The 25,873-nt window shown below is 47.0% G+C and carries 25 protein-coding genes; 13 read left to right on the top strand and 12 right to left on the bottom strand.

The window, feature by feature from the left end:
• Nucleotide 1: 1 nt before the first annotated feature.
• Genes sctS through sctU form a run of 3 tightly spaced genes read left to right on the top strand, consistent with a single transcriptional unit; the run spans nucleotide 2 to nucleotide 2,123 of the window.
• Complete coding sequence (sctS, locus tag ACOJUN_RS00580; protein WP_317145607.1) at nucleotides 2–265, top strand: type III secretion system export apparatus subunit SctS; 264 nt, start codon at nucleotides 2–4, stop codon at nucleotides 263–265.
• A 14-nt stretch (nucleotides 266–279) separates the two neighbouring features.
• A complete protein-coding gene (sctT, locus tag ACOJUN_RS00585) occupies nucleotides 280–1,071 on the top strand; it encodes a type III secretion system export apparatus subunit SctT (RefSeq protein WP_422134751.1) in 792 nt (263 codons plus the stop codon).
• Nucleotides 1,068–2,123, top strand: coding sequence for a type III secretion system export apparatus subunit SctU (gene sctU / locus ACOJUN_RS00590; protein ID WP_422134752.1), 1,056 nt, complete (start codon nucleotides 1,068–1,070; stop codon nucleotides 2,121–2,123). The genes sctT and sctU overlap by 4 nt, the downstream gene beginning before the upstream one ends.
• Before the next feature lie 23 nt (nucleotides 2,124–2,146).
• On the opposite strand, the gene ACOJUN_RS00595 is transcribed toward sctU, so the two are convergent.
• Complete coding sequence (locus ACOJUN_RS00595; RefSeq protein WP_422134753.1) at nucleotides 2,147–3,427, bottom strand: DNA polymerase Y family protein; 1,281 nt, start codon at nucleotides 3,425–3,427, stop codon at nucleotides 2,147–2,149.
• Nucleotides 3,428–3,629: 202 nt separating this feature from the next.
• Between ACOJUN_RS00595 and ACOJUN_RS00600 the strand changes: the two genes are divergently transcribed.
• Nucleotides 3,630–4,883 carry a hypothetical protein gene (locus ACOJUN_RS00600; RefSeq protein WP_422134754.1) on the top strand — a complete coding sequence of 418 codons (1,254 nt, stop codon included), beginning with the start codon at nucleotides 3,630–3,632 and terminating at the stop codon, nucleotides 4,881–4,883.
• Between the two features lie 170 nt (nucleotides 4,884–5,053).
• On the opposite strand, the gene ACOJUN_RS00605 is transcribed toward ACOJUN_RS00600, so the two are convergent.
• A complete protein-coding gene (locus ACOJUN_RS00605; RefSeq protein ID WP_422134755.1) occupies nucleotides 5,054–6,310 on the bottom strand; it encodes a WD40 repeat domain-containing protein in 1,257 nt (418 codons plus the stop codon).
• 275 nt (nucleotides 6,311–6,585) lie between these two features.
• Here ACOJUN_RS00605 and ACOJUN_RS00610 point away from each other — a divergent pair, with 275 nt between their 5' ends.
• The 3 genes from ACOJUN_RS00610 to ACOJUN_RS00620 all read left to right on the top strand — a co-directional run bounded on the left by ACOJUN_RS00610 (nucleotide 6,586) and on the right by ACOJUN_RS00620 (nucleotide 9,653).
• Entirely contained in the window at nucleotides 6,586–7,434 is an 849-nt protein-coding gene (locus ACOJUN_RS00610) for a hypothetical protein (RefSeq protein ID WP_422134756.1), read from the top strand.
• Nucleotides 7,435–7,761: 327 nt separating this feature from the next.
• Nucleotides 7,762–8,292: a general stress protein gene (locus ACOJUN_RS00615; RefSeq protein ID WP_422134757.1), complete on the top strand. Its 531-nt coding sequence runs from the start codon at nucleotides 7,762–7,764 to the stop codon at nucleotides 8,290–8,292.
• 188 nt (nucleotides 8,293–8,480) lie between these two features.
• Nucleotides 8,481–9,653: an alpha-hydroxy acid oxidase gene (locus ACOJUN_RS00620; protein WP_422134758.1), complete on the top strand. Its 1,173-nt coding sequence runs from the start codon at nucleotides 8,481–8,483 to the stop codon at nucleotides 9,651–9,653.
• A gap of 49 nt (nucleotides 9,654–9,702) precedes the next feature.
• On the opposite strand, the gene ACOJUN_RS00625 is transcribed toward ACOJUN_RS00620, so the two are convergent.
• The 9 genes from ACOJUN_RS00625 to ACOJUN_RS00665 all read right to left on the bottom strand — a co-directional run bounded on the left by ACOJUN_RS00625 (nucleotide 9,703) and on the right by ACOJUN_RS00665 (nucleotide 17,664).
• Nucleotides 9,703–10,689, bottom strand: a complete 987-nt coding sequence (locus tag ACOJUN_RS00625; protein ID WP_422134759.1) for a hypothetical protein — start codon at nucleotides 10,687–10,689, stop codon at nucleotides 9,703–9,705.
• Nucleotides 10,690–11,244: 555 nt separating this feature from the next.
• The gene (locus ACOJUN_RS00630) at nucleotides 11,245–11,412 is read right to left on the bottom strand and encodes a phospholipase A (protein WP_422137131.1); all 168 of its coding nucleotides are present in this window, start codon (nucleotides 11,410–11,412) and stop codon (nucleotides 11,245–11,247) included.
• A gap of 90 nt (nucleotides 11,413–11,502) precedes the next feature.
• On the bottom strand, nucleotides 11,503–12,423 hold the full coding sequence (locus ACOJUN_RS00635; RefSeq protein ID WP_422134760.1) for a hypothetical protein: 921 nt from the start codon (nucleotides 12,421–12,423) through the stop codon (nucleotides 11,503–11,505).
• Nucleotides 12,424–12,742: 319 nt separating this feature from the next.
• Complete coding sequence (locus tag ACOJUN_RS00640; protein WP_422134761.1) at nucleotides 12,743–13,666, bottom strand: hypothetical protein; 924 nt, start codon at nucleotides 13,664–13,666, stop codon at nucleotides 12,743–12,745.
• A 509-nt stretch (nucleotides 13,667–14,175) separates the two neighbouring features.
• Nucleotides 14,176–14,268: a hypothetical protein gene (locus tag ACOJUN_RS00645; RefSeq protein WP_422137132.1), complete on the bottom strand. Its 93-nt coding sequence runs from the start codon at nucleotides 14,266–14,268 to the stop codon at nucleotides 14,176–14,178.
• 26 nt (nucleotides 14,269–14,294) lie between these two features.
• The gene (locus tag ACOJUN_RS00650; protein ID WP_422134762.1) at nucleotides 14,295–15,179 is read right to left on the bottom strand and encodes a hypothetical protein; all 885 of its coding nucleotides are present in this window, start codon (nucleotides 15,177–15,179) and stop codon (nucleotides 14,295–14,297) included.
• Between the two features lie 347 nt (nucleotides 15,180–15,526).
• Nucleotides 15,527–16,585, bottom strand: a complete 1,059-nt coding sequence (locus tag ACOJUN_RS00655) for a phospholipase A (RefSeq protein ID WP_422134763.1) — start codon at nucleotides 16,583–16,585, stop codon at nucleotides 15,527–15,529.
• A gap of 124 nt (nucleotides 16,586–16,709) precedes the next feature.
• On the bottom strand, nucleotides 16,710–17,063 hold the full coding sequence (locus ACOJUN_RS00660) for a hypothetical protein (RefSeq protein ID WP_422134764.1): 354 nt from the start codon (nucleotides 17,061–17,063) through the stop codon (nucleotides 16,710–16,712).
• Nucleotides 17,064–17,196: 133 nt separating this feature from the next.
• Nucleotides 17,197–17,664: a YybH family protein gene (locus ACOJUN_RS00665; protein WP_422134765.1), complete on the bottom strand. Its 468-nt coding sequence runs from the start codon at nucleotides 17,662–17,664 to the stop codon at nucleotides 17,197–17,199.
• A gap of 125 nt (nucleotides 17,665–17,789) precedes the next feature.
• On the opposite strand from ACOJUN_RS00665, the gene ACOJUN_RS00670 reads away from it, so the two are divergent.
• From ACOJUN_RS00670 to ACOJUN_RS00690, 5 genes are all read left to right on the top strand, one after another.
• Nucleotides 17,790–19,151 carry a hypothetical protein gene (locus tag ACOJUN_RS00670; RefSeq protein WP_422134766.1) on the top strand — a complete coding sequence of 454 codons (1,362 nt, stop codon included), beginning with the start codon at nucleotides 17,790–17,792 and terminating at the stop codon, nucleotides 19,149–19,151.
• A gap of 54 nt (nucleotides 19,152–19,205) precedes the next feature.
• Nucleotides 19,206–19,871: a metallophosphoesterase gene (locus ACOJUN_RS00675; protein WP_422134767.1), complete on the top strand. Its 666-nt coding sequence runs from the start codon at nucleotides 19,206–19,208 to the stop codon at nucleotides 19,869–19,871.
• An 81-nt stretch (nucleotides 19,872–19,952) separates the two neighbouring features.
• Complete coding sequence (locus ACOJUN_RS00680) at nucleotides 19,953–20,459, top strand: 8-oxo-dGTP diphosphatase (RefSeq protein WP_422134768.1); 507 nt, start codon at nucleotides 19,953–19,955, stop codon at nucleotides 20,457–20,459.
• An 8-nt stretch (nucleotides 20,460–20,467) separates the two neighbouring features.
• Nucleotides 20,468–21,229, top strand: a complete 762-nt coding sequence (locus tag ACOJUN_RS00685; RefSeq protein ID WP_422134769.1) for a sulfite exporter TauE/SafE family protein — start codon at nucleotides 20,468–20,470, stop codon at nucleotides 21,227–21,229.
• Nucleotides 21,230–21,683: 454 nt separating this feature from the next.
• Nucleotides 21,684–23,072 (top strand): hypothetical protein, encoded by a 1,389-nt coding sequence (locus ACOJUN_RS00690; protein WP_422134770.1) that lies wholly within the window; start codon nucleotides 21,684–21,686, stop codon nucleotides 23,070–23,072.
• 116 nt (nucleotides 23,073–23,188) lie between these two features.
• On the opposite strand, the gene ACOJUN_RS00695 is transcribed toward ACOJUN_RS00690, so the two are convergent.
• Complete coding sequence (locus tag ACOJUN_RS00695) at nucleotides 23,189–24,163, bottom strand: tetratricopeptide repeat protein (protein WP_422134771.1); 975 nt, start codon at nucleotides 24,161–24,163, stop codon at nucleotides 23,189–23,191.
• A 169-nt stretch (nucleotides 24,164–24,332) separates the two neighbouring features.
• Between ACOJUN_RS00695 and ACOJUN_RS00700 the strand changes: the two genes are divergently transcribed.
• Nucleotides 24,333–25,829, top strand: a complete 1,497-nt coding sequence (locus tag ACOJUN_RS00700; RefSeq protein WP_422134772.1) for a carboxypeptidase M32 — start codon at nucleotides 24,333–24,335, stop codon at nucleotides 25,827–25,829.
• The last annotated feature ends 44 nt before the right edge of the window (nucleotides 25,830–25,873 follow it).

Consider the following 25,873-nt stretch of genomic DNA (forward strand, 5'->3'; position numbering starts at 1 on the left):
CATGGTAGATTCGGACATCATCCAGCTCACAGCCCAGGCGCTGATGCTGACTCTGATTTTATCCATGCCGCCTATCATTGCCGCGGCTGGCGTAGGTCTGCTGATCAGTTTGATTCAGGCCCTGACTCAGATCCAGGAACAAACCCTGCCCTTCGCCTTCAAGCTGATTGCCGTCATCATCAGTATCTTTGCTACTGCCCGATGGCTGGGCATTGAGATTTATCATTACTCTCTGGCCATCATGAACAAAATCCCGGACCTCTAACCGGATAATCCGCCATGGTCATCCCAATAGATGAGCTAAAAGAGTGGTTTTATGTATTTACCATGGGCACGCCCAGAATTGTTGCCCTGTTCACTCTGATTCCTTTCCTGCACAAGCGCATGCTGGGGGGTGCCATGATGAGAAATGGCATATGCGCCTGCATGATCCTGTTTCTCCATCCTATGCTGGCAGAACACAAACCCGATGACACTATCACCATTTATGCCACTGCCGGAATTGTCCTGAAAGAAGCGTTTATCGGAGCCATTATCGGATTTTGTATCACCATCCCGTTCTGGGCACTGGAATCAGCAGGTTTCTTCATTGATAACCAGCGGGGTGCTTCCATGGCCAGCGCCCTGAACCCTCTGTCCGGTGCCGAAACTTCACCCATGGGTGTTTTGTTCTCCCAGGCCTTTACCGCCATTTTCATGACCAGCGGCTTATTCCTGCTGTTGTTGCAAAGTCTTTTCATCAGCTATGAGGTATGGCCTGTATTCAGTTTCTATCCCAGGTTGAACCCTGAAGCCTCCACTTTTTTCCTGAATCAGTTCAACCTGATTATTGGCTTGGCCATGTGGCTTTCTGCTCCTGTCGTTATCGCGATGTTTATCACAGAATTTGGTATCGCCCTGATCAGCCGCTCAGCCCCTCAGCTTAACGTATTTATTCTCGCCATGCCGATCAAATCCGGTGTCGCGGCAGCCATCCTGGTGATTTACGTCAGCACGATTCTGAAACTGGCCAAAAAACATGACGAAGGCATTCCCATGGTCTTTAAAACCCTGGGAGAGCTCTGGAAATGAGTGCTGAAAAGACAGAGAAACCCACTCCGAAAAAGCTGCGTGACGCCCGCAAAAAAGGTCAGGTAGCCAAGAGCAAGGAAGTCTCCAGCACCTTTGGCATTATCGCTGTGTTCTGCACCCTCTGGTTTATGAGCGATACTTACCTCACGACCATTCAGGAAATGGTGATCCTCCCGGCAACGGTTTATAACGAAAACTTTCAGGACGCTTTCAAGATTGTCACACAGGGCATTCTTGAAAAATCCATTGAGCTTCTGCTACCTCTGGTCATGGTATCCATGCTGTCTGCCATCATAGGCAACATCATGCAGTTTGGCTTTCTGCTGGCCGGTGAATCGGTAAAACCCGACCTCAAAAAGATCAGCCCCATTGCCGGATTCAAGCGCATTTTTGCCATCAAAAACCTGGTGGAATTCTTCAAGTCTGTTATCAAGATTGTGTTTCTTTCCATCGTTGTTTATTTCGTTATCAGAAACAGCCTCGCTGATATGTTCAACCTCCCCTACTGTGGTAGTGACTGTATTCTTCCTGTTGTCGGGGTCCTGATGAAAAAACTGATGATCTATGCCATTGCGGCTTTCATAGTGATTTCTGTGCTGGACTATCTTTTCGAGAAGCAGCAGTTCACTAAAGAAAATAAAATGTCCAAGGATGAAGTCAAGCGCGAACATAAAGAGATGGAAGGTAGCCCTGAAATCAAAGGTAAACGAAAAGAAATCCACCAGGAGATTCTCAACGAAGCAGAAAACACCAAGAAGTCAGACGTGGTGATCAAAAACCCGACTCACCTTGCGATCGGCCTGCACTACAAACAGGATGTGACGCCACTGCCCGTGGTAACGGTTAAAGGTCGCGGTGGGCGTGCACGCTTTATTGTGAAAATTGCCGATAAGGAAGGCATCCCCGTTATGGAGAATGTCCCCCTGGCTCACGCCCTGTTTGATACAGACATTGCCAGTTACATCCCCAGCGATTTGATTGAACCGGTGGCAGAAGTCTTCCGATGGGTAGAAGATCTCAAGGAAAAACAGGGCATCTCAGACGAGTCTTGAGATTGAGCCTGTCAAACGTCCAGTCAACTCTCCAAAGTATTTCTGGGCCCCGCTGGTCGCCAGGCCGGTGAGATAACATTGGGCATTTCCGAGCGATTCAGCAAGAGGGCCTTGCACAGAGCGAACTCTCCATAACGATGGTTGACCTCATCAATGGTCGCCAGCAGTTTTTCTTTTTTGGCATCTTCTTCCGTAAACAGCTCTCTCTGCCTATGTTTGGGTTGAGGGTCCAGGGCTCCAACGTGTACCTGATGCACGCCCTGACTTCTCTCGCCTTGATCCCAATAGACATCCAGAAAAAAGTCCGCCAGTGCCATGATCTGATCGCCATCGGATGTCGGGGTTGTCGTCCTCAGCTTTTTGCTGACCCAGCCTCCGGGCGTATTCATGCCAATGGCAAACAACCGGGCTTCAAAGTCATAACGTCTGAGGCGGGCAGCCACCTTTTCACACATATGCAACAGATAGGTTCTCAGGATGGTTTTATCCCGGGTATTGGGCGGAATCACCTTGCCATGCCCGATGCTCTGGGGCACGCCCACTTCTTTATGCAGTGGCTCCGGGTCCATGCCCTGGGCCATCAGCCAGATACGTTTACCCAGATTGCCAAAACGATTGCCCAGCACGCTGATGGGCACTTTCTGCATATCACCACAGCGATGCACCCCGTATTGAGCCAGGTAACGTCCAATGCCTGACCCTACGCCACACAGGTCAGTAACCAGCACATTCGACAGGGTTTCACGAGCCTGATAGGGGTGGACAATGGTCAGTCCGTCCGGTTTCTGCTGCTTGGCTGCCCACTTGGCGGTGCTCTTGTCACCACTGATCCCTACTGAACAGAGCAGGCCGGAAGCCTCAAAAACGCACGCCTTGATCCTTCGACCTATCTCGGCCACCGGGCAATCATAAAGCGACTGACAGCCGGTCAGATCGAGAAAAGCCTCGTCCACCGAGAAGACTTCTATTTCCGGCGTGATGCTTTCCAGAGCTGCCATAATGCTGGAAGAAATCTGGGCATAACGATAAGGCCGGGAAGGTGCCTGGATCAGGTCAGGTGCCAACCCTCTGGCCTCGCGCAACCTCATCCCGGTTTTGATGCCCCGGGCACGGGCCTCATAGGAGGCGGTAATGATGCAAGTCCCTGTTCGGCCATTGGTGACACACACCGGCTTTTGCTGCCATTGAGGCCGATCCAGCTGCTCAATGGAGGCAAAAAAGGCATTCATATCCACCAGCGCAATCATTCTGGGCCAGGGCTTGTCTTTTACAGAAATACTGTTCATGCATACAGTATTATTCACCTGAAGCTTCCAGACAAGCCCCTCGTTGATTGATTTTTTTTATTGCCCCGGAAACAGGGGAGTAAACGTGTGAATTGAGGCGTATGAGTGCAGTTTTACAAGGTCTTCCGGTTTCGTCAGCACTGCTGACAGAGATGTTATGCAAGCCTTTGTCTGAATCTCGTACGATCAGCTCTACATTGGTTCACACGGGGAAGTAGCCATGTTCAAACACGCAAGGATCGTCTTTCAAATCGTACTGACACTGTTCAGCTTTTTCGGCTTCAACGAAGCCGTTCTGGCGGCCAGATACCGCACCACGGTCTACGTAAGCAATTTCGACGCCCGGATGGCCGTTGCTCACACCGGCATCGAAACGCCTGCCTTTGCAGGTTATGCATCTTCAGGCAAAGATGCTCATCTGGCCGAAGACCCCGGCAATATCGCATTCAACGAATCGCCACTAAAACTGTTGGAAAGCGCATTAAAAGACATGTTGGAACACTCGAAGCTGGCGCCCAACAGCAGCACGGATCTCGTTATTGGTATCGCTGGCTACGATTTCTATCGCCAAAAGCCAGCACCTGAACCAGGCCAGCTCTCAAAATATCGATCTCTGATGACTAAAAACTGCCCGGTTAGTCAAAATCGGGAGGCTTACTTCACCTGTATGGCAAAGGCTCTGTTCAGGGAACACGGGATGATGGTGGAAAACGTAAAGTTGGTGGGCGACCATACCCTGATGGCCGCCAGTGCCAAAAGCTGGTTGCACAGAAACCATAAAGCCAGCAGACATTTCGACCTGATTCAGGCCACCACAATAGCGGTGCCTTACCAGGTCAAAAACGGCCAGATCACCCCCTGGTCTGCCAGATTGCCGAAATGGCTGAGTATGGCGGGGGGTTACTGGAATATTGGCCAGGCCAGCCAGAACGCCTGGTTCAGCCCTGCACCCTGCAAAAACAAAAGTTATCTTCCCTATATGGCGTCACAGCCAATCCATCAGGCCCTGTTCGCCAGCGACTATGTGCAGGAATATGGTAAATACAAAGGTGATCCCTATGCCATGATGAAGCGCTGGGGTCGCACAGGTATCAATACTCTGGGTTACCAGGTCAGCCAGATCTACAACGACGGCAACCGTCAGGATTATCTCAGCGGTCAGCATGCAGTGAGCCGCAGCAACTATGACAAGGCCCGAACTCAACTGAAAGACCTTTTCCATGAGGTTATTGAGCAACTGGCCACTATTATCAACATCAAACAGAGCGAATATTATCCGGGGCAGAGTCCGGAACACCCTATTGTCATCCTGGGAGAGTTCTCTGCCGACGTTCTGGAAAAGGCAGAAAACAGAGACCTGCTACTGAAGAGCCTGCCGGAAGAAGCCCGCTGTCGGGTGGATATTGTCCCCGGAGACACCTTCTTCCATAACCTTTCAGGCGGTGGGCTGCAAATACTGGAGAAAGATCGTTAGGTCTGCTAACCAGACGGTCATTAAGCAGCTTTTGAAAAAAGGAATACATCTTCCTCCAGCTTTCTATCAATACTTCGGATAATGTCCGAGACCGGTATGGTCATGAGAGAAAACAGCGAAAATAGAGAGACAAGACTTCTCCGGAGTCGGAGAGAAGTTGTCCAAAAACATCATTGCAATATCATCCCCTGAAGAACCGTTGTTAATAATGTGACTAGCGAAAGGGCTGTGAATGTCGAAGAGCTATGTACTTCTGTGCCGTTTTCTATGCTGACTTTTATCCGGGTTTTCGTAACAGCTTCTGTTGTCGGTGCTCTTAAACCATCGACCCGATAAATCATGATCTTTCCATCATCCCCCCCGGTGACCAGCCATTTGCCATCGCGGCTGTAAACAACCGTCGGTGACCTGCCGGAGGGCAGGGTGTGCAGATGGGAGAACGGAATGATTCCCTCAAAAACACTGACCTTGCCATTGCCCTGCCCAACTACCAGCCGGGTACCACTTGGGTTATAGGCAAGGCTCGATACCTGGCCTGATACGGATAGAGTGTGCAGGGTGTTGTTCGGGTTCATCCCGTTATAAAACCTGACCTGTCCTACCATATCCCCGGATGTCAGCAGGGTGCCGTTGGGATTGTAGGCAACAGCCAACATCTGGCAGCACGAATCAAACAGGGTTTTCAGAAGATTGTACGGACTGGTCCCGCGATAAGTTCTTACAATTCGGTGACGTTGAGCTGCTGCCAGCTGGCTGTTGATGGGGTTGAAGTCAAGATCTACTACACTACTAAGCCGTGATGCTTGGGACAGGGTTTTCACGTAGGTGAACTGATTGGTTTCGTTCTTAAGATAAAGCATGATCTTTGTGTTATATCCCCCGGCTGCCAGCAGGGTGCCGTTCGGGTTAATGGCAACGGTTCGTAAATCTCTTAGCGCTTCGGACAGGGTGTCCTGGTAGCTGAACGGGCTTATCCCTCCATAAATCTTGACCTTGCCATCCTTCCCCCCGGCTATCAGCTGAGTGCCGTCGGGGCTGAAAGTAACGCTTTCTATCCAGTTTGTTGCGTGATGGGTACGCACGAGTCTCGGGTATCCTGAGGCACTCACATTAAAGATTTGCAGGGCTCCTGAAAGCCGACACTTTCTCGTATCGTCATCGTTATCCCCAGAACCTATTCCCACAGCTATGAGCGTACTGTTTTTATTCCATGAAATACTCAATGCCCTGTGAGGGGGACAATGTGTTGGCGCAGGAGCAGTGGGTATTTCCGGTAGCTGGTTCGGATCTACTTCAAATTCATAGAATAATTGAGGTGGTATTTCTGTTGGCTGAATTGAGCCTGACGTTTGAGCCTGTGCCTGTAGACAGCTTACTGCCGGTAAGATAATCAGGCTTGCAACAGCCAGGTTCTTCACAATGTTCATCCACCTTCCACCTTGTATCTGAGCATTAACATCCTAGCTTGTTGTTCACCCGGTGTTGGAAAAAGAGTATCCGAACTTGAGCTTCTTGATCATAAAAAGATTGAGCGTTGAATTAATGCAGACATTCGTACTCAATCAGAAGCCCATACCTGCTTTGGCTGCACATACTGGAGAAAGATCGTTAGTTCTGCTGACCAGAAGGTCATTAAGCAGCTTTTGAAAAAAGGGTAAGCTGAATATCAATAACAGCATTCAAGGATAGAAAGGAGTTGCCTATGTACTCATGTATGATCACCAAATCACCGGACACTGAAACAGGCAGTACACTGCAATTTGCTCTCAATGCATTTTCAGAGGGCAAAAAGCAAGTCAAAAACTGGCTGTGTGATGGTGCTTCGAGGGCAGTATCCATATTTTATTCCGGAGCCAGTGCAGTCGGGTCCATGGCGAAAGACTCCATAACCAATATGCTTGACCTCTATGAGAACGGCATGTTCTTTGAGTGGGATTTGGATGAAACGGATATTGGCGACAGGCAGGTATCCGTTGCTGACACCACTTCCTATATCAAAGAGCCGTCCAGCAAAGAACAGCCCTTAAAAGAGCGATCCACGAAAGCGCCATCTCGAATTCCTCGTCCAGTGGGCCAGTTAAAGAAAAATCCAGACCATGCCTTCATGACGGCTCTTGCCAAGCCTCACACCATCCCTCTCGATACTCCGGGGGCAGAGGTCGCTGACCGTTATCAAAAGAACATCCGCACGGTGGTTTTCGGTGACAAAAATGAACGCAAGCCCAAGGCACAACAGAAAGCCCTCTCTGCAGATTTTCTGGCCAGACAAAACGCACTGGTCGAAGCCAGAAAAAAATATGAGGATAACCTGAAAGCCCCTGTAGCCCGGGATAAAAGCGGCAAGGTTAACCCTGAAACAATCAAACGGCTGGCACAACCCAAACACACCCGGACAAAGGGTGAGAAAAAAGCCATTCGTGACTTTACTCAACAAGAGTTTGCCAACCACGCTTTTCCAAAACTGTATCTGAGACAGGACTTTGAAAAGAACCGCCCGCTGGAAGGCCAGAACAGGCAGAAAACCAGGGTTAGAACCACCACCGCGAAATAATTGAGAACACTCCTTTTTGCCAGGACTTGCTCCTGGCTTTTTTTTGCAAATAAACGATACTGGAAGCCTGAATTCGACTGCTATTGGACATTTGACCACTATTTGACGGATACCGAGAATCAACTATTTTTCCTAGGAGCCTGACCGAGAATAGCGCCTGTAGCGAGGACGGCAGAAAATTGAGGATGAAAATTCGGTTTTGTGAGGAGAATAGCGAGCTATTTGACGAACAAAAGCGGATTTACAGACCAATTTGCTGCCGCCGCAGTAGGGCAGTCTATTCTCGGTCAGGCTCCTAGAGCGCTAACTTCTACCTGGAGTACTCCAATGAAGACGCCAAACACCTGCGTTGCTACCTACAAAACCCATAATGCGGCCGATGATGCGGTTAAAAGCTTGCAAAAAGCTGGCTTTGAGATGAAGAAAATTTCAGTAGTTGGTAATGACTACCATACCGAAGAGCACGTAGTAGGTTACTACAACACCGGGGACCGGATGAAAGCCTGGGGCAAGATCGGTGCCTTCTGGGGTGGTCTGTGGGGTATTTTGTTTGGTGCTGCGTTTTTTGTGATTCCTGGCATTGGTCCCATGGTGATCGCAGGACCGCTGGTATCAGCTATTGCCGGCGGGCTTGAAGGTGCGGTTATTGTCGGCGGGCTGTCAGCTCTCGGGGCTGGTCTGGCCAGTATGGGGATTCCTAAAAACAGCATTGTCCGCTACGAGAAATCTCTGTCTGCCGGCAACTTTCTGCTGCTGTATAACGGCACAGAGGAAGAGGTTGCAACAGCTGCCGCGTTACTGTTGGAAAAGACTGACCATGACGGTGTCGAAACCCATAATGAAGCCGACGTCGGATAATACCAGTTTCTCCCTCTGAAATAGCTTGCTTGACATCATAAGAAGAACTGACCAGCAGCTATGCAAAACCGGCACGCATTTTTTCGGTTTGTTGTTGATCTGCTCCAAATCGGTGCTATACCTAAAGCGCCAAATATTTTTCATGATCCAACTACAGACTGTCAGCGACGACAGGCCAGTGGAAAACCATGCGCCTGAAACACTGCCACAACACCAGAGACTTCCGGGAACTCGCCCGAAGACGGTTGCCCTCCCCCATTTTTCATTACATTGACGGCGCTGCGGATGATGAGACCACACGGCGAAGAAATACCGAGGCCTATTCCAACTGTGACCTGGTACCCAATGTTTTGAGAGGTGCAGAGCATGTTGATCTCTCTACCCGGGTTATGGGGCTGGATCTGGACATCCCTCTCTTCTTATCGCCCACCGCACTGCAGTGCCTCTTTCATCATGAAGGTGAGATGGCTGTAGGAAAAGCAGCAGAACAGTTTGGCACGCTTTTTGGCCTTTCTTCTCTGGGTACCACCAGCATCGAAGAGATTGCCTCAACCATTAAAACCCCGAAGCTGTTCCAGCTTTACGTACATAAGGATAAGGGGCTGACCCGCAACATGATAGACCGATGCAAGGCAGCCAACTTCGATGCCATGGCATTAACGGTGGATACAGCTGTGGGAGGCAACAGGGAAAGGGATCTTGTCACCGGTTTTACCATCCCCCCCAAACTGACATTGAAGAGTCTGCTGAGTTTTACCTGTCATCCGGCCTGGGGTCTGAATTACTTGTCCCATGGTGGCTTTGAGCTGCCTCAGCTTCAGGACTATGTTGGCGAAGGCACCAGCATTACCCTTTCGATCGGTAGCTACATCAATACCATGCTGGATCAAAGTATGGACTGGCAGGCAGCTGAAGAGATTGTCCGCTACTGGGAAAAGCCATTGGTATTGAAAGGCATCATGTCGGTCGAAGATGCACGCAGAGCCGTAGATATTGGCGCTGCAGCCATCATGATTTCCAACCATGGTGGCCGACAGCTGGATGGCTCACGCTCTCCCTTTGACCAGCTGGCAGAAATCGTAGATGCCGTTGGAGATCGGATTGATGTCATATGCGACGGCGGAATACAGAGGGGTACACACGTTCTTAAAGCTCTGTCAATGGGCGCCAGAGCCTGCTCAGGTGGCCGCCTGTATCTTTATGCTTTGGCAGCAGCGGGAAGAGCTGGCGTTGAAAAGGCTCTGGGTAATCTGTGCAGCGAAATGGAGCGGGATATGAAACTGATGGGTTGTAAAAGCATTTCAGAGTTGAACCGGAGTAATCTCCGGTTCCGACCAGAATTCGCCTATCATTCCCGGTGACTTGAGTGAGTGTCTTAACGATTTAACGATCATTTATAGAGTTAGAATATCAATGTTGCTTTTCTTTATTAAGCATTTTGGCCAACCCTGTGCGCATTGATATTTTTTTTCCCGGAATGGTTCTAAGCATAATGGATAACTGTTCGGCATCAAATTTGTGAGTGTAGCTTCTTCCCGTAGACACAGTATAAACATTCTCTTTACTGGTACCCGTCATTATAAATACAGCCCTGAAGCCCATAGTGGGAAATGCTTCATTTTTTTTAATGACTCTGGACAGACTTACAAAATCAGAAGCTGTTTCCTCTAACATTTTTCTTTCGGCAAAGTCTACCCCATGAAGGGTTAACGCGTAATTTGAATCCTGATAGCCTGCCAAGCCCACTTTGGAATGTTTAAGAATCCATTCGAATGAAAGCATTTTTTTGTAATCATCAAACATTGAGCCTTCATCATTGCTTTGAGTTGTACTTTCGGCATTAAGTATTAAGTGTTGAGCATTAGGAGGTTGGCAAATATCGTTCGACGTAAGGCATTCCAGAGTTGCAGCTTTGTGGCTGAAAGAATAAACATAGACAGACTCAATATCAGCAGCTTTTATTAGTTCCTGACGAACAGTATACTCATCGCTGAACAATTCAATCATATGGTCTTTTATTGCGCCAAAGATTTGATTGAACTTCTCCAGTTCATCATCAGAAAGAGCATCCATGTTTATACTCCCCCTGCTTAATGAGAATAATCTGGATTCATAGTCTTCGGGCAGAGTTTTCCCATCTAACTCCATCAGCTCGTTGATTATCGTCTTTTCCAAGCCGGAAGTTCGAAGCTGCGTTTCTATGCCTGTTCCTCTATTGACTGGTTGAGGCAATTCCAAACCTGTTTCAAAAGATTGAGGCGCTTCCAATCCTCTTTCAACAGATTGTTGCACTTCCAACCCTGTTTCAGTCGTTTCAGTCCGGGTATCTGGAACATCTTCTGAAAAAAAACCAAAAAGATATGCCAGTCCTGCTAATGCAACCGTTTTTAATAACATCTGCTTAACCTTCTTTTTTGAACGCCTACTTAAAGCGAGTATTTCATTAATTGATAGCTCTGGGAGCCTGACCGATTAGAATCGGGTTACTAACTCCCACTGGGAAAGACCTTCTTCCCACTGGTTTGAGATAAAAACTTTCACCGAAATTTTTGATCCCAAAACTGAAATTAAGCTCACTGAACTCTCTGGTTATTATTGCTTTTTGGGTAAATGGCTTTGATTCCGCACAGGAATATAAGTACTCAACCATACAAAATCATATTTTCTGACTTATTGTTCAGGGACTCGCGGCAACTGCTCCTGCGTTGCTCTAGCTCCTGCATCCATGCAGTCGTGATGCGTTGCAACTCTGGTCACATAGCTTGCTATGTTCCCGTCGTTGCGCCTTGCAGAGCACCTGCCCAATAAGCCAGAAATATTCGATTCCGTATGGCTGAGTAATTATGAAGTGTGGTGATACTGACAAAAGATAAACCCCGATAATATTGAAGCGTCACACGCTATTGGCAATTGACGCTTTGGAGTGTAGCCGACTCTTTGTAAAAGGCAATATTATGGCCAATCGGTCAGCATCACACCCATGCTGTTTCGGTTCAGACTGAAATTGTAATCAATCAGGCTTTCATCATAGCCATTAGAGTATTGGACATAGACGCGAAAACGGTCATTAAGAGGGAAGGACCAGCCCAGTGGTAACTGGGCCTTTGTTATCAGAAAAATGAAGGTTACTTCTAAGCATCGTGAAAAATTTTGTGTTCATAGAGTTTATAGCCAGAATGAAGCTCACCATGTCCTATAAACTTTTCAATATCAAGGTTGATTTTTTTTATTAAGCCTTTTTCCGATTCCTGTAAACTTTGATATTTGTTTTCCCGGAATGGTTTTGAGTAACTCTGATAACTGTTCGGCATTGTGAGCGCCAGTGTACCTTCTGTCAGTACTTAGAATATAAAGGTTCTTTTTATCAGGATCAGTCATTACAAATAAAGCCCTATATCCCAAAGCGGGCAATCCTTTATCTTCATCGGTGATACTGGCGAGCGATATAAGATCAGAAATTCTTTCTTGTATTAACTGTTTTTTGGTAATGTTTACCTCATCAATGAGGTTCATGTAAGACGTACTATAGTAGTTGTATAAAAAACCTTCGTCTATGGTTTTTTTCATAATAAAATCGAATGCAAACATGTTTATATAATCATCCAGAACTGAGTTTTTATTACCCAATTGAGTTATATCTTTTAATCTATGCTCTGTGTATTTGGCACTATCAGGCTGGCAAATATCGTTCCATGTGAGACATTCCAGAGTGGTAGCACTGTGGCTAATAGAATAAATATAGACAGCCTCAATATCAGCAGATTTTATTAGTTCCAGATCAATTTCATCGCTGCGTCGGTACAGCCCAATGACATGGTTCTTGATTGTGCTAAAAACTTCATTTAATTCACCTAACTCAGCATCAGAGAGACTGGCAGTATCCAGATCGCCCTTACTTAAAGTGAACAATCTGGTCTCATAGTCTTCAGGCAAAGTTCTCCCGCCTAAATTTTTCAGTCCTTTGATGATTGTTTTTTCCAAGTTGGAATTTCGATAGAGTGACTGTATGCCTGTACCATTATTTACAGGTTGATAAACTTGCTCTTCTGTTTCAGTCTGAATATCTGGAATATCCTCTGAAAAATAATGTAGAGCAAAGTAAACTGCTAATCCTGCGAGAATTGGTTTCATGTCTCCACCTCCATTTTATACATCTATTCTGAGCGTTCGCATTTCAGAAAGTCATGGCATCAGATATTTAACTATCCAGGGATAAATTCTGAAAGAGTCTCAATTCTGCAGTCAGCTCCGTTTAAAAACGACCTTCTTCCTCCGGTTTGAGATAATCTGAAGCCTCCCATAGTACTTTAGACATCAGAACCTCAATTAAATTCCCCTGAGCACCCTAATTATTATTTCTTTGCAGTTATTTGATTTGCTTTAGCGCAGTGTGTGTCTGGAATGGCAATAGCCTGAATGGAGCTCACCATGTCCCATAAAGCTTTCAATATCAGGGTTGTTTTTTTGTATGAAGCTTTTTGGCCAGCCCTGTGAGCATGGATATTTGTTTTCCTGGAATGGTTTTAAGCATATTTGATAACCTTTCAGCACCAAATTTGTGAGTGTAGCTTCTTCCAGCAGTTTGAATATAAAGATCTTTTTTAGCTGGATCAGTCATTATAAACACGGCCCTGAAACCCGCAGTGGGGAATGCCTTATTTTTTTCAACGACTCTGGACGCCTCTATAAAACCAAGACATGCTTCATGCAATGATTTTTTTTGGGTAAAATCCGCCCCAGAAAGATAATAGCCGGGATCTGTTTCCCGATAGCCTTTCAGACTCGCTTTAGATTGTTCAAGAATCCATTCGGATAAAAACATGTTCTTATAATTATCAAAAATCGAATCTTCGTTATTGCTTTGAGCTGTGGGCTTACCTTTAAACGTTATGTGTTGGGTATTTGCAGGTTGACAAAGATCGTTTGATGTAAGGCATTCCAGAGTAGCGGCTTTGTGACTAAAAGAGTAAATATAGACAGCCTCAATGCCATCACCTCGAGCTTCTTCCAGATTAAAAGTATCCTTGCCTTTAAAGAACTCAATCATGTGACTTTTTATTGCGTTAAAAATTTGATTCACCTTATCCTGCTCATCTTCAGAAAGGGCATTAGTGTCTATACTCCCTCTACTTAAAGTGAATAATCTGGACTCATAGTCCTCAGGAAAAGTCATTCCATCCAAATCCATCAGCTCTTTGATGATCTTTTTTTCTATTCCGGAGGCTCGATAGAGTGTTTCTACGCCTGTCCTTCTATCTACAGGCCGATGCACTTCCAAGCCTGTTTCAGTCTTTTTGGTGCGTTTGTCGGGTGCATTTCCTGAATTACAATAAAGATATGCTATTGCTGCTGCTATAAGAATATTTACCGCCATGTTTTCCAGTCTCCTCTATTGTCTGCCTGCTTGAAGGTTGGGTTTCATTAAGTCATAACTTCAGGGGCCTTAACGAGCATAGTGTTCCTTCTGACGCTAATCAGGAATGCCCTACTTCCAATGGTTTGAGATAAACCGTTTTCAGTGATGCTTTTTTCAGTGATACTTTTGCCCCCGAGACCAGAACCAGGTTCACTGAACTCTCTGGTTATTATTTCTTTATAAATCGATGGTTCTGCTCCCGCACGGGGACATAGAAAGAATGGCAATACTATCAAGAGGTGACCCCCACTTACTGAAGCGTCCCATGCTATTGGTGATTGACGCTCCAGTATAGTCGAGTCCTCGTGAAACGCACTTTATAGTCTGTCGGTCAACATCACCCCCATACTGATCCGGTTTACACTGGCGTTGTAATCAATCAGGTTCTCTTCATGGTCATAAAGGTAATGGCAAAAATCCCTGAAATAGTCATTAGGAGGGAAGGAGCAGACCCGTTGCACCGCTCCTTAGTTATCAGAGAAACAAAGGTTGTTTCTGAGCATCATGGAATTCTGGTATTCATCCAGCTTATAGCCAAAATAAAGTTCACCCTGTCCCATGAACTTTTCAATATCAGGGTTATTTTTCAATAAAGCTTTTTGGCCAACCCTGTGAGCATTGATATTTGTCTTCCTGGAATGGTTTTAAGCATATTTGATAGCTGTTCGGCATCAATTTTGTGAGTGTAGCTTCTTCCAGTCGTTTGAATAAAAAATTCTTTTTTAGCAGGATCAGACATTACAAATAGAGCTCTGAAACCCATAGTGGGGAATGTTTCATTTTTTTCAATGATTCTGGATGCCGTTAGAAAATCAGAATTATTTTCATATAATATTTTTTTTTGGGCAAAGTCGACATCAAGAAGGAAGTCTCCGGGACTTAATTCCCGATATTTTGCTCCCCCTTTTGAATTTTCAAGAATCCATTCTGTTGAAAACATGTTCTTATAATCACCCAATATTAAGTCTTGATTATTGCTTTGAGTTATGAGCTGGGTTTTAGCGGGTTGACAAATATCGTTCAATGTAAGACATTCCGGAGTAGCAGCTTTGTGACTAAAAGAATAAATATAAACAGCCTCAATATCAGCAGCTTGTACCCGTTCCAGATCAAAAGTACCACGACCTTTGAGTAACTCAATCATATGGTCCTTTATGGTATCAAAGATCTTATTTACCTTATCCAGTTCACTATCATTAAGTGCATTCGTTTCTACATTCCCCCTACTTAAATTGAACAATCTTGATTCATAGTCTTCAGGCAAAGTTTCACCCTCTAAATCCATCAGCTCTTTTATGATCGTTTTTTCCAAGTCAGAATTTCGGTACAGTGTTTCTACACCTGCCCCATTATTTACAGGCTGATGCACTTCCAAAACTGTTTCATTCGTTTTCGTCTGATTGTCTGAAACATATCCTGAAAAGCAATGATAAAGATATGTCACTGCTACAGCTATGATAATATTTGCCATCTTGCCCAGTCTCCTTTTTTTGTCTGCCTGCTCAGAGCTGACGTTTCATCAGGTCATAGCTCAAAAGCCCGACCGATAACAGCGCCGTTAGTCACTCTAATCAGGAACAATCATATTTCATTGTTTTGTGATACAGCGTTTTCAGTGATGCTTTGACCCAAAAACCGAAATTAAGTTCACTGAACTTTCTTATTATTATTTCTTTGCCGACGGATGGTTTTGCGCCCACACAGAGATACACGAGGAATGGCGATACTATCAAGAGATGAACCCCACTGATACTGAAAGCGTCCCATGCTATTGATGATTGACGCTTCAGTATAGTCGAGTTGTTGTAAGAAGCACTGTCACAACCAGTCGGTCAACATCACACCCATACTGATCCGGTTTACACTGGCATTGTAATCAATCAGGCTCTCACCATAGCCATTAAAGTATTGGAAATAACCCCGGAAACGGTCATTAAGAGGGAAGGACCAACCCAGTTGCACCGCGCCTTTGTTATCAGAAAAACGAAGGTTGTTTCTGAGCATCATGGAAATCTGATGTTCGTCCAGTTTATAGCCAAAATGAAGCTCACCATGCCCCATGAACTTTTCAATATCCGGGTTATCATCCCCCTCGGTATCATTCGGGTTATTGGGATCTTTTTCAGGTTCCGGAATTCGATACCAGGGCTTGAAGCTCATGTAAAAATCACCCTTTTCCAGCAGGAAATTCAGGTAGGCCCGATTCCAGCTTCGGGATAGATTGCCCGACCGGCCATTAGACTGGTGAGACAGACCGACCACTACAGCCCTCAAGTCCATACCCAATACCGAATAATCGACCGGGAATATTGCAAAGACCTCCGGTTCATGATTCGTTTCCCGAAATGGTGCCGAGTTGCTGTTGTAGGCCTGCCACCAGGAAGTGTTGGTATAGGCGACATAAACATTACCGTAACCATTCCACAGACCTTCCCAGACAGGCGCTTTCAGACTCAGCTGAAACTTGATTTCAGTTGACGACAATTCCTCACCTACTTCATTGTAAGGTGCCTTGTTAACATTGCTGTTCCAGGAAACCGGAAGCACATAATTGGGCCGATGGGGAGTAATCACGAAACGATTATCAAATGCCTGACGTTCCCCTCTGACTCGCTCATCAAAAGCGCTTTTCTCTCCCTCCCGGGCCATATCGGAATCACCTGCAACGACTGACAGAGCATCTTCTTCGGAGGGTTTGCTGCAAACGGCCCTGATCTCCGCCATTGTGATCTGGTCATCGGCTTCCATAGCCTGTTTCAGGAGGCATTGTTCATAGAAGCTTGATGAAAAAGCCAAAGCGGGCAACAGACTCAGGACTGTAACTGCAACCCACAAAGGTCCTTGTTTGAATGAGACAGGCGTCGCATTGTTATCCATGGTTGAAACTCTTTTTCTTCCTAATGAGTACAATGAGCCGAGATGTCGGTGCGCGACTGGGCTCATCACAGGGCAATCTGAAACTTTACTGCATGAGCGAACATAAATCCCTGACTCTGCAATCTCAACCCTTTTCCGCTAGTGTTGTGTCAAGACATTCATTTTTTTTCATATCGTAGTCAGGCCAGGGAGCCAGAACCGCCATCAGACTGATAATGCCGATGACCACAAGATAGTATGCAGGTCCCAGGTGCCCGAAAAACAGCCCTTCCAACGGTCTGGTTAAATACCTTGCAGCAAGGGCAGCAAAACTTCCCAGCAGGGACGTCAGCTGATCCGAGGCAGGAAAAAAATGCCCGGAGATATAACTGGCCATCAGGGCATAGATCAGGAAACCATAAAGCTCCAGCATAGCAACCATGGAGACAGCCAGAGCCAATTTGTACTGTTCACTGGGTGCAGTAATGCAACGCCGCATAAGTCACTCTAATGTTGGTCAGGGAAAAGCCCACTGTCCCAGACAGGAAGGTTAAAAAGAGCAGTGACTCCAGGTTAGACCATTGTCCCCCCCGGGGCTGGTACAAGAAAAACCACCTGCTATTGGAGAACCATCAGCTGGCGGGAAAATCGGCTGAGGCCTGGCCAATGGGAGAAGAGTGGATATGTGCTATTTTCCATGCTCCCTGGTACTGTCTCAAAACGTGTGTCGCCCGCAGAAACTGTAGTTCTACCACCGCCCACTCAACATCCCTGAGCCGGGTTTCCAACTGCCAGGTACTGCTGCAGGAAATCTGGTCTGGTCCCTCCCAGGCAGACTCAATTCGGTATTTAACAGACAGGATTTCGAACTGGTTGAAGAGGGTTTCATACCAAAACTTCAAGGCATCATGACCGTTAATCTGGGCTCCCTCTGAGCTCCAGAACAGCAGCTCTTCTTCTGGTGCATAATGATCCAGCATGCCAACACTGTCCTGCTGAATATAGTTTTCAGCCTGCAGATCAAACAATGATCGGATGGTCTCTCTGGAGTCCGCCATGCTGTCCCCTCCTGAATAGTGCCCTGTTCCTGAAATATTCATATAAAACTGCAGGTAGAGTCAACGCAGGTTTCTTGACGGAATTTTCATAAGCGGATTCAAAAACCCTGAAGCAAACTCCAAGCCTGTTGCTATGCTTAGGCATCTCACCCACTACCCTTTCAGTTATGAAAACATTATTAAAGCCTCTTTTTATTTTAATGCTGATTCTGCCTGGCTGGCAGGCTCAGGCCAGTGAAGCCGTCAACCTGATCAGAGAATACATCAGCGTCACCTATGGTAAGGATCTGAATATTACCAGCAGCCAGATAGAGCAGCTAAGCTGGGTCATGGACAATCCCAATGTCACCCCTGAAATGTCGGCGGACCAGCTACCCTCCAATATACATTCGGAAGTCCCTCGTGCCCTGTCGCGCCTTTATTCACTGCAGTTGCTGAGATCCGGTACACAAAAGGACTACGATGCATTTATCCTGCCTCAGAAAGATCTGGATAAGCCGGTCTTGAGTCTTGAACACTTCAACCAGCTATCAGCGCTCATTCGTGGACTGGACGAGGAGTCCTACGAAACACTGGCTGCGGCAGCGATCATCAGCGCCGTTACCCTGTCACCGACCGCGAGGGAGCGGGCCTCTGCAGTCCTTGGTACCAAACTCCCCGAAGACAGTACCCGTTTCCTTTCGGTCACGGCGAAAAAAGCCACCAGTATCTACCCGCTGGCTAAAGAAGTTGCCAGTAAATACCACTCCGATGGCCGTAAATTCACCATTGTGTTCCTGCCGGAAAGTCATCTGCGCCATATGATGTACGACGAAGGTTCATTGAATATGTACAGCACTCTGAAAGAGGGCTTTCGCAGTGGCACACTGAAGCCCGGGGACCTGAACCTCTGGTATGCCTACTGGGTAGATAATATTGCCGGCTTCAGAGGTCACATCAGTGCCAAAGGCTCTCTTTACCTGACAGAGAACACTTACCGGGCAATGAACCAGATCAAAGAAGAACTGGACAAGCTGCAGAAAGATCCCGGTTTTAATCCCATTCCTTCCTACCTGACAGCGCGAGCCTGGTGGTTGAACCTGTCAAACAATAGCGGGCTATCGACTCAGGAAATCGAGGCTCTTGGTGCTCTGGCTGCAATGATGAGACTCTTTACTCCGGAAGAAGGTAAGCAGTTGCTGAAAGCTTTCAACAAGTTGCCCGAAGAAAAAAAGAAACTCTGGGTCGATCATATCCAGTCTCAGCTTAAGACCACCGATTACGCTACACCGACTTATGTACCTGCGCTAATGGCTAACGCTATGATTCTCAGCAATCTGGCCGAAACAGTAGAGAAGGTGTTGCCTTTTTACCTTAATGCCCTGGATACCGCTGCCGAGGCAAGAAAAAACGGCGAACTGCCCAAGAGTACACCACTGTCATTCAGGGTTTTGGCCAATGACAAACAGGTGAAGGTTATACTCAGGTCAGCACCCATCGGGATACAGATTGATCCAAAATCGGGTCTGGCAACACTCAAAGGAACTTAACACGACCCGTGTCTACTTCTAACTCCAGAAGCAATGGACTGCAAAGGAGCTATCATGTTTCTTCAAACCTTTGGACCCAACTTATCAGGAAGAGATTTCGCAATCGGCGACCTACACGGCATGTACGACTTGCTCTTCGAAACTCTGGAGCGTGTGGATTTTGATTTTAAGGTAGATCGTTGTTTCAGTGTTGGAGACCTGATTGACCGGGGTCCTGATTCGCCCGGTTGCCTCTCCCTGATCCATGAACCCTGGTTTCACCCTGTCTGCGGCAATCACGAAGATACCCTGAGGACCATTGCCCGAAACCCTGAGTCATCAGCTATTCTGGCAGACTGGGTTCTCAATGGCGGTCGCTGGCATCTTAAAGTTTCTGCAAAAAAAATGCGAGAGTATGCCAACTGGGTTGATACTTTGCCCTACCTGATACTCGTTGAACATTCTAATGGCAACAAACTGGCGATCTGTCACGCAGAATACCCATTGAAGCAATGGAATCCCCGTAACATAGAGACCGATCCGGAACTGACCCGGCAATTGATGTGGTCGAGAACAAAAGTACAAACCGGAAACACAGACTGGGTTGAAGGTGTTGATCATATCATCTGTGGCCACACCATTGTCGAAGATCCTACAACCCTCGGTAATACCCACTTTATTGACACCGGGGCTTTCAGGTCCAACACTCTGACACTGCTGCCACTGTCACAACTTAAATAGAGAGAAAAAATTAACCCGCCATCTTTTTCAGCACTGCTTTATACTTGGGAATTTGAAGTATCGACAAAGCAAAAGCCTGACATGCAGCCCATAATCGCCAGAACACTGTCCGACATCGACTGGGAAAGCTGGAAAGCGCAGGATCCTGCTACCCTGACGTTTATCGTTAAAAGTGACCATATTCTTTTAATTCGTAAAAAGCGCGGACTGGGAGCCGGTAAAATCAATGGGCCCGGCGGCAGGCTTGAAGAGGGTGAAACCACACTGGAGTGCGCAGTGCGTGAAGTTCAGGAAGAACTGAAAATCACCCCGCTGAATATGACCTTCCATGGCGAATGCCTGTTCCAGTTTGTCGATGGCTACTCCATTCATGTCTACGCCTTTTCCGCTTCTGACTACGATGGTATTCCCGAAGAAACCGACGAGGCGATTCCCCTGTGGTTTCATATCAAAGATATTCCTTATGATGAAATGTGGGAGGATGACCGCTACTGGTTACCGCTGTTGCTTAAGAAAAAGAGTTTTATCGGTCGCTACCTGTTCAACAAGGATAAAATGCTGGATTACGAAATCGAACTTCTCACCTGACTTTTCCCATGTTTTCAGCACCGCTGTCGTCCATACCAGAGCTGCCCTTCTTTATAACGGCTATCCCGGCGGTCGTTATTACGGGGCTGGGCAAGGGAGGCATGGGCAATGCTCTGGGCATGATTGCCGTGCCACTTATGTCGTTATCCATGCCTCCCGTTCAGGCTGCCGCAATCCTCCTGCCCCTGCTGTTAGCTATGGACGGATTCGCCGTCTGGGGATGGCGGAAGCACGTGGACTGGACTGTGTTCAGGATCATTATTTTTCCTGGCCTGTTCGGCCTGTTGCTGGGCCTGATGGTGTTTGCATCCCTCAGTGAACAGGCTGTCAAAGGCATGATCGGTATCATTGCCATTTTGTTTTGCCTGAAGCAATGGTTCGGTCACTACTTTCACTCACCCCGCAAGCCGGGAACACTGTCCGGTATCTTCTGGTCAACCGTCAGTGGTTTCACCAGTTTCGGCATTCACTCCGGGGGACCTCCCCTGAGTGTTTACATGCTGCCGTTGAAGCTTAAAAAGGAATTTCTGGCAGGCACCATGGCGATCTTTTTTGGTTCTCTCAACCTGGTCAAATGTCCTGCCTATGCTGCCCTTGGCGAGTTCACCCCAGATAACCTGCTACTGTCTTCTTTGTTGCTACCTGTTTGCCCTCTGGGTGTCTGGCTTGGAATGAAGATGGTTAAAACCATCTCTACTGATTTTTTTTACAAGGTTTTATACATCTGCCTTTTTCTAACAGGGCTGAAGCTTCTAACCGGCTTGTTCTAATAAAAAATTGCAGAAACCAAAAGTTTGTCGACTAGAATAAACGAGCCCATTGCTTGGTCAGTTTATTGGTTTACTGCCGAGGTAATTTAAATCAGATATTGGAATATTAATGCCGGTATCCAGCTGACCAAAGTTCAGGAATAACACCAGGACAGCATTGAAGCTTTTCAGTTGAATAACATTCAAGGTTTATCAAGTGTCCAAAAAAGAATTGTTGCTCTCAGAACCTTCTAACCATTCAAGCAGTTACTCGTTTCTCCTCGTTCCCACGCTTTGCGTTGGAATGCATACGGGGAGCTGGTCACACTCCGATGCAGCAGCGTGGGAGCGAGTTGAAATGGTACGGAGATTAACGCTTGGCTGCACTAATCGTTAACGAAAGTCTCACTCACTTAATCCACCTGAGTTTTCAGCCGATACAGCATTATAAGGTGAATACAAAGATGATAAACCAATGGATCAAAAGCCAATGGGTCGTATGGAGGGGTGCAAGCATACTTACAGAATGACTCTGGATCAAGGCGAGAGTCGTATTGCTGCGGTTAGCAGGGCTGCTAAAGCACTAATATTTGGATATCGGGTCAGTTCGGTGGACAATTCCCGGCGATATACTCCATCGCCTGAAGCCCCTGGTTCTACCTTGGAGGGGAAAAGTATTTTGGCAAGGGATGTGGTAGCCACGCCCCCTTCACCTGTTTTAAGTAAGCGTGCCCCGGTTCACTTTTCCCGGGCTATTTTGTCTGCTTTTTCTTCTGAGACGGATAAGCATCAAGCAGCGTATCTCACAGAATGTGTTAGTTATAATTCCAAATCGGGTGAGATTGTTCCGAAAACGTCATGGATTGGCCGACTGTTCAGGCCAAAGCATAAAGAGCCAACGCGTGTTGAGATCAATGATAGTTTCAAAGCTGCACTTCAGAATGCTTTTCCTGACGCTGACGTCAATAAGGTATTTGATGCTTTTTTTTCTCAGGGGTATGACCCCGCAACGCACAAAATAACCGAAAAAGAGGCTCTGTTGCTATTAAATGCGTTGAAGCTGCCTCCACAGAAAGATTCTGCACAAGAGCCTGATAATGATGCTGTTGATTATACGAGTGATGCATTGGTGTTTCAATTCGATAAAGCATCGAATTCGATTATGTTGGTAAATGATCTGCGTTCCTATCTAATAGGAAGAAACAGGTTGAACGTTTCTAACACTGCTTATCAGACTGACTTTGATGTTCAGTTCGGTCAGGATCATACTGCTTTGCGCCAGAAGATATCCCATAGCTTCTTTAAAAAAGCCGTAAAAGACTGGATTGAAAGTATGGGAGGTGATTCTGACAATGCCGGTCTTATTTTCAGAGCAGCCCGGGAGCTTGCGTTGGGGATTAAAGGAAAACCCGAGTCATTCAAGGGTGAAGACGGGATCAAAATGGTAAAGCTAATGGGGAGTTCACCTGTACTCAACCTGTCTCAGGCAGGAATGCAGCAATTTTTTCCAGGTGGTAAAAACTTTTCTGAATTACTCGAGCTGGTGGCAGAAAAGATTCAGTACAGCAATGTATCTTTACCTGCTCTTACTCCCGAGCAAGAACGCAAGTTTGTAGCAAACTGTCGGGGTGCCGTGAGGGAGAAAGTCAATAAATCCATCTGGGACTCAAGAGAAAAACTGGAGAAGTTCAAAAAAGAAGGAAGACAGATTACAACTTCTTTGATCTCGGATGCCGCTATTGGTTCTTTGTTGTTCACGAATGAACTCAGAAAAATTGCCGTCAATGAATATATCAAGCTGGTGTCAAATGCCTATTCTGAAACTCTGTATAATAAACTGAAAAACCGCCACAGTGATGACTAAACACGATCTTCTCGTTCCCATGCTCTGCGAGGGAATGCATACGGGGAGCTGGTCACACTCCAATGCAGCAGCATGGGAGCAAGTTGAAATGGTACGGATATTAACGCTTAGCTGCACTAATCGTTAACGAAAGTCTTATTATCAATCGCAGCCAGCAAAGCTCTTGCTCTTTTCCCATCCTCCCTGGCATTCATGCGATCAGACAGAGCCAGTGATTTCAGGACTTCCGCTCTCGCCGTGTCCCAATTTTCCAGACGATGATGAACTTTTGCCGCCATGTAGTGAGTTAGCATCCGGGTACGTGGACTCTCAGCCCCAGCAAGGGCTTCAAGTTTTTTTACAGATTCAATAACAATCAGAGCACTGTCGTAGTGACCTTCAAGGTAATCAATTCTTGCCAACCTCAAGTGTGTACGGACGATTTCGTAATGATTTTTCAGATGATGATAGAGGGCAAGAGATCTCACCAATGCTATTCTGGCACGACCCAGATCAGGTTTATTCGAATCACTGAGAAACGCACCCAGATTATAAAGCGTCTTAGCCTTAAGGTACGGGTCAACGGGCGGGTGTTTCTCTATCACTCCCATGCCTTTTTTGGTATAGCCAAGCGCCGCCTCGTCTCGACCCTGGGCCCTGGCCACCCCGGACAAATGAGCCAGGCTGGCAATGTATCCATCCCACTCTTCGTGCTCCTGAGCATAGTTGCTGGCTTCCTCAGCCACTTTGCGAGACTGGTCATAATCGCCCTGATAGAAGTAAATGGAAGCCACCGCCAGAGCAATTCGAACCCGGTCCTGAAAACGCGAGTGCATGGCCGCTTCCTGCATCCCCTGGGGGCCCAATTGGATATAGGTCTGCCAGCAGCCTTGCTCCTTCATTTCGTAGCCATTGCGCAACAGCCAGTCGACCAATTGTCCTGACTTGCTCTCAGGTGGTTGAAATTTTTGACAAACAGCAGGGTCTTCATCAGACGCCTGCCCGCTGACTGAGGGTGTCGCAAAGAGAATAGCGCACAAAAGTACAAAGCATTTTGCTTTATATTTGTGAAAATAAGGTTTTGAAACAGTCAGGAAAAACGGCTTTGGCATAAATTCAGACTCCATCTTACCCGTAATTAATAGCCGACAGAAAAAGGAGTCTAGTATAGGATAACCATTCTGCACTGGATGAAGCTTCGCTCTGTCAACGGCCAAAAGCCGGGATGACTACTCGACAGAATTCAACCGTTACAATAACCAAAACAATGGAACCAGAACTATGAACCAGGCTTACAACCATTTGGTAGAACGTTTCAACAAGCTTTACCGTTTTCAACATCTGTCTGCCATGGCCAGCTGGGATCAGGCAGCCATGATGCCTTCCGGGGGCAATCAGGCCCGCGCTGGAGCCCTTGCAGAACTCTCCAGCCTGATGCACGAACTGCTGACTGAAGAACAGGTTGGCCATTGGCTTCAGGAAGCCAGAGAGAAAGCTGACGATGCGTTAATACAAAGTTCTATCCGGGAAATGGAACGCAGCTGGAGAAAGGCTTCGGTCATACCAGCAGATCTGGTTAAAGCTCAGTCTCTGGCCAGCTCGAAGTGCGAACATGCCTGGCGAACCCAGCGCCCGGAAAACGACTGGAAAGGCTTCTCCGAAAACCTGAAAGAAGTCGTCAAACTGGCCCGTGAAGAGGCCAGTATCCGCTCCGCTGCTTCCGGTGCCAAAAGCTACGATGCCATGCTCGAGCTTTATGAACCCGGTATGACCTCCAGAGAGCTGGATGCCCTTTTTAGCAACCTCAAGAGCTGGCTGCCAGAAACCCTGCAAACCGTTGTCGAAAAACAGAAAAATGACTCTCTGATCGCCAGTCAGGGCCACTACCCTGCTGAAAGCCAGAAAGCCCTCGGGCTGGATGTAATGAAACTGCTGGGTTTTGACTTCGACCATGGCCGACTGGACGTCAGTGTTCACCCATTCTGTGGAGGGGTTCCGGAAGATGTTCGCCTCACAACCCGTTATAACGAACGAGACTTCGTTGAATCCCTGATGGGAACCATCCACGAGACAGGTCATGCCCGCTATAACCAGAATCTTCCGGCAGATCTGAGGGCGCTGCCGCTGGGCTCTTATCGTTCCATGGGGGTCCACGAAGGCCAGAGTCTGTTTTTTGAAATGCAACTGGGCCGCAGCCCCCAGTTCCTGCATCTGATAAGGCCTCTGATCGTGAAACATCTGGCAAGAGGTCAGGAAGATGAACGTTTCAGCCAGACCAATCTTGAGATGATCTACAACCGGGTAAAGCCCGGCTTTATTCGTGTTGATGCCGATGAAATCAGCTATCCAATGCATGTGATCCTGCGTTATGAAATCGAGAAGGCATTGATCGAAGGAGACCTGCAGGTGGATGACCTGCCCCAGATCTGGAATGAGAAAATGCAGGCTTACCTGGGCCTATCCACCGGCAAAAATCACAGCACCGGCTGCATGCAAGACATTCACTGGCCGATGGGCGCTTTCGGTTACTTCCCGAGTTATACTCTGGGTGCCATGTATGCAGCCCAGCAGTTTGCTGCTGTTAAACGACAATTACCCGATGTAGAAAGTCGCATCGCTAATGGTGATCTGGAGCCGGTATTTAACTGGCTGACAGAAAACATCTGGCAGCAGGGCAGCAAGCTGGAAACCCATGAACTTTATACTAAGGCTACTGGCGAGCCACTGAATGCAGATCACTTCAAACAGCACGTTTTGAGTCGTTACCTGAACACCTGATGACTCGCTCCCCTTAAATTTCCGGACCCACTCATTCGGAGACC

The sequence above is a fragment of the Endozoicomonas sp. ALD040 genome (genome assembly GCF_049275945.1).
Classification (GTDB): Bacteria; Pseudomonadota; Gammaproteobacteria; order Pseudomonadales; family Endozoicomonadaceae; genus Endozoicomonas_A.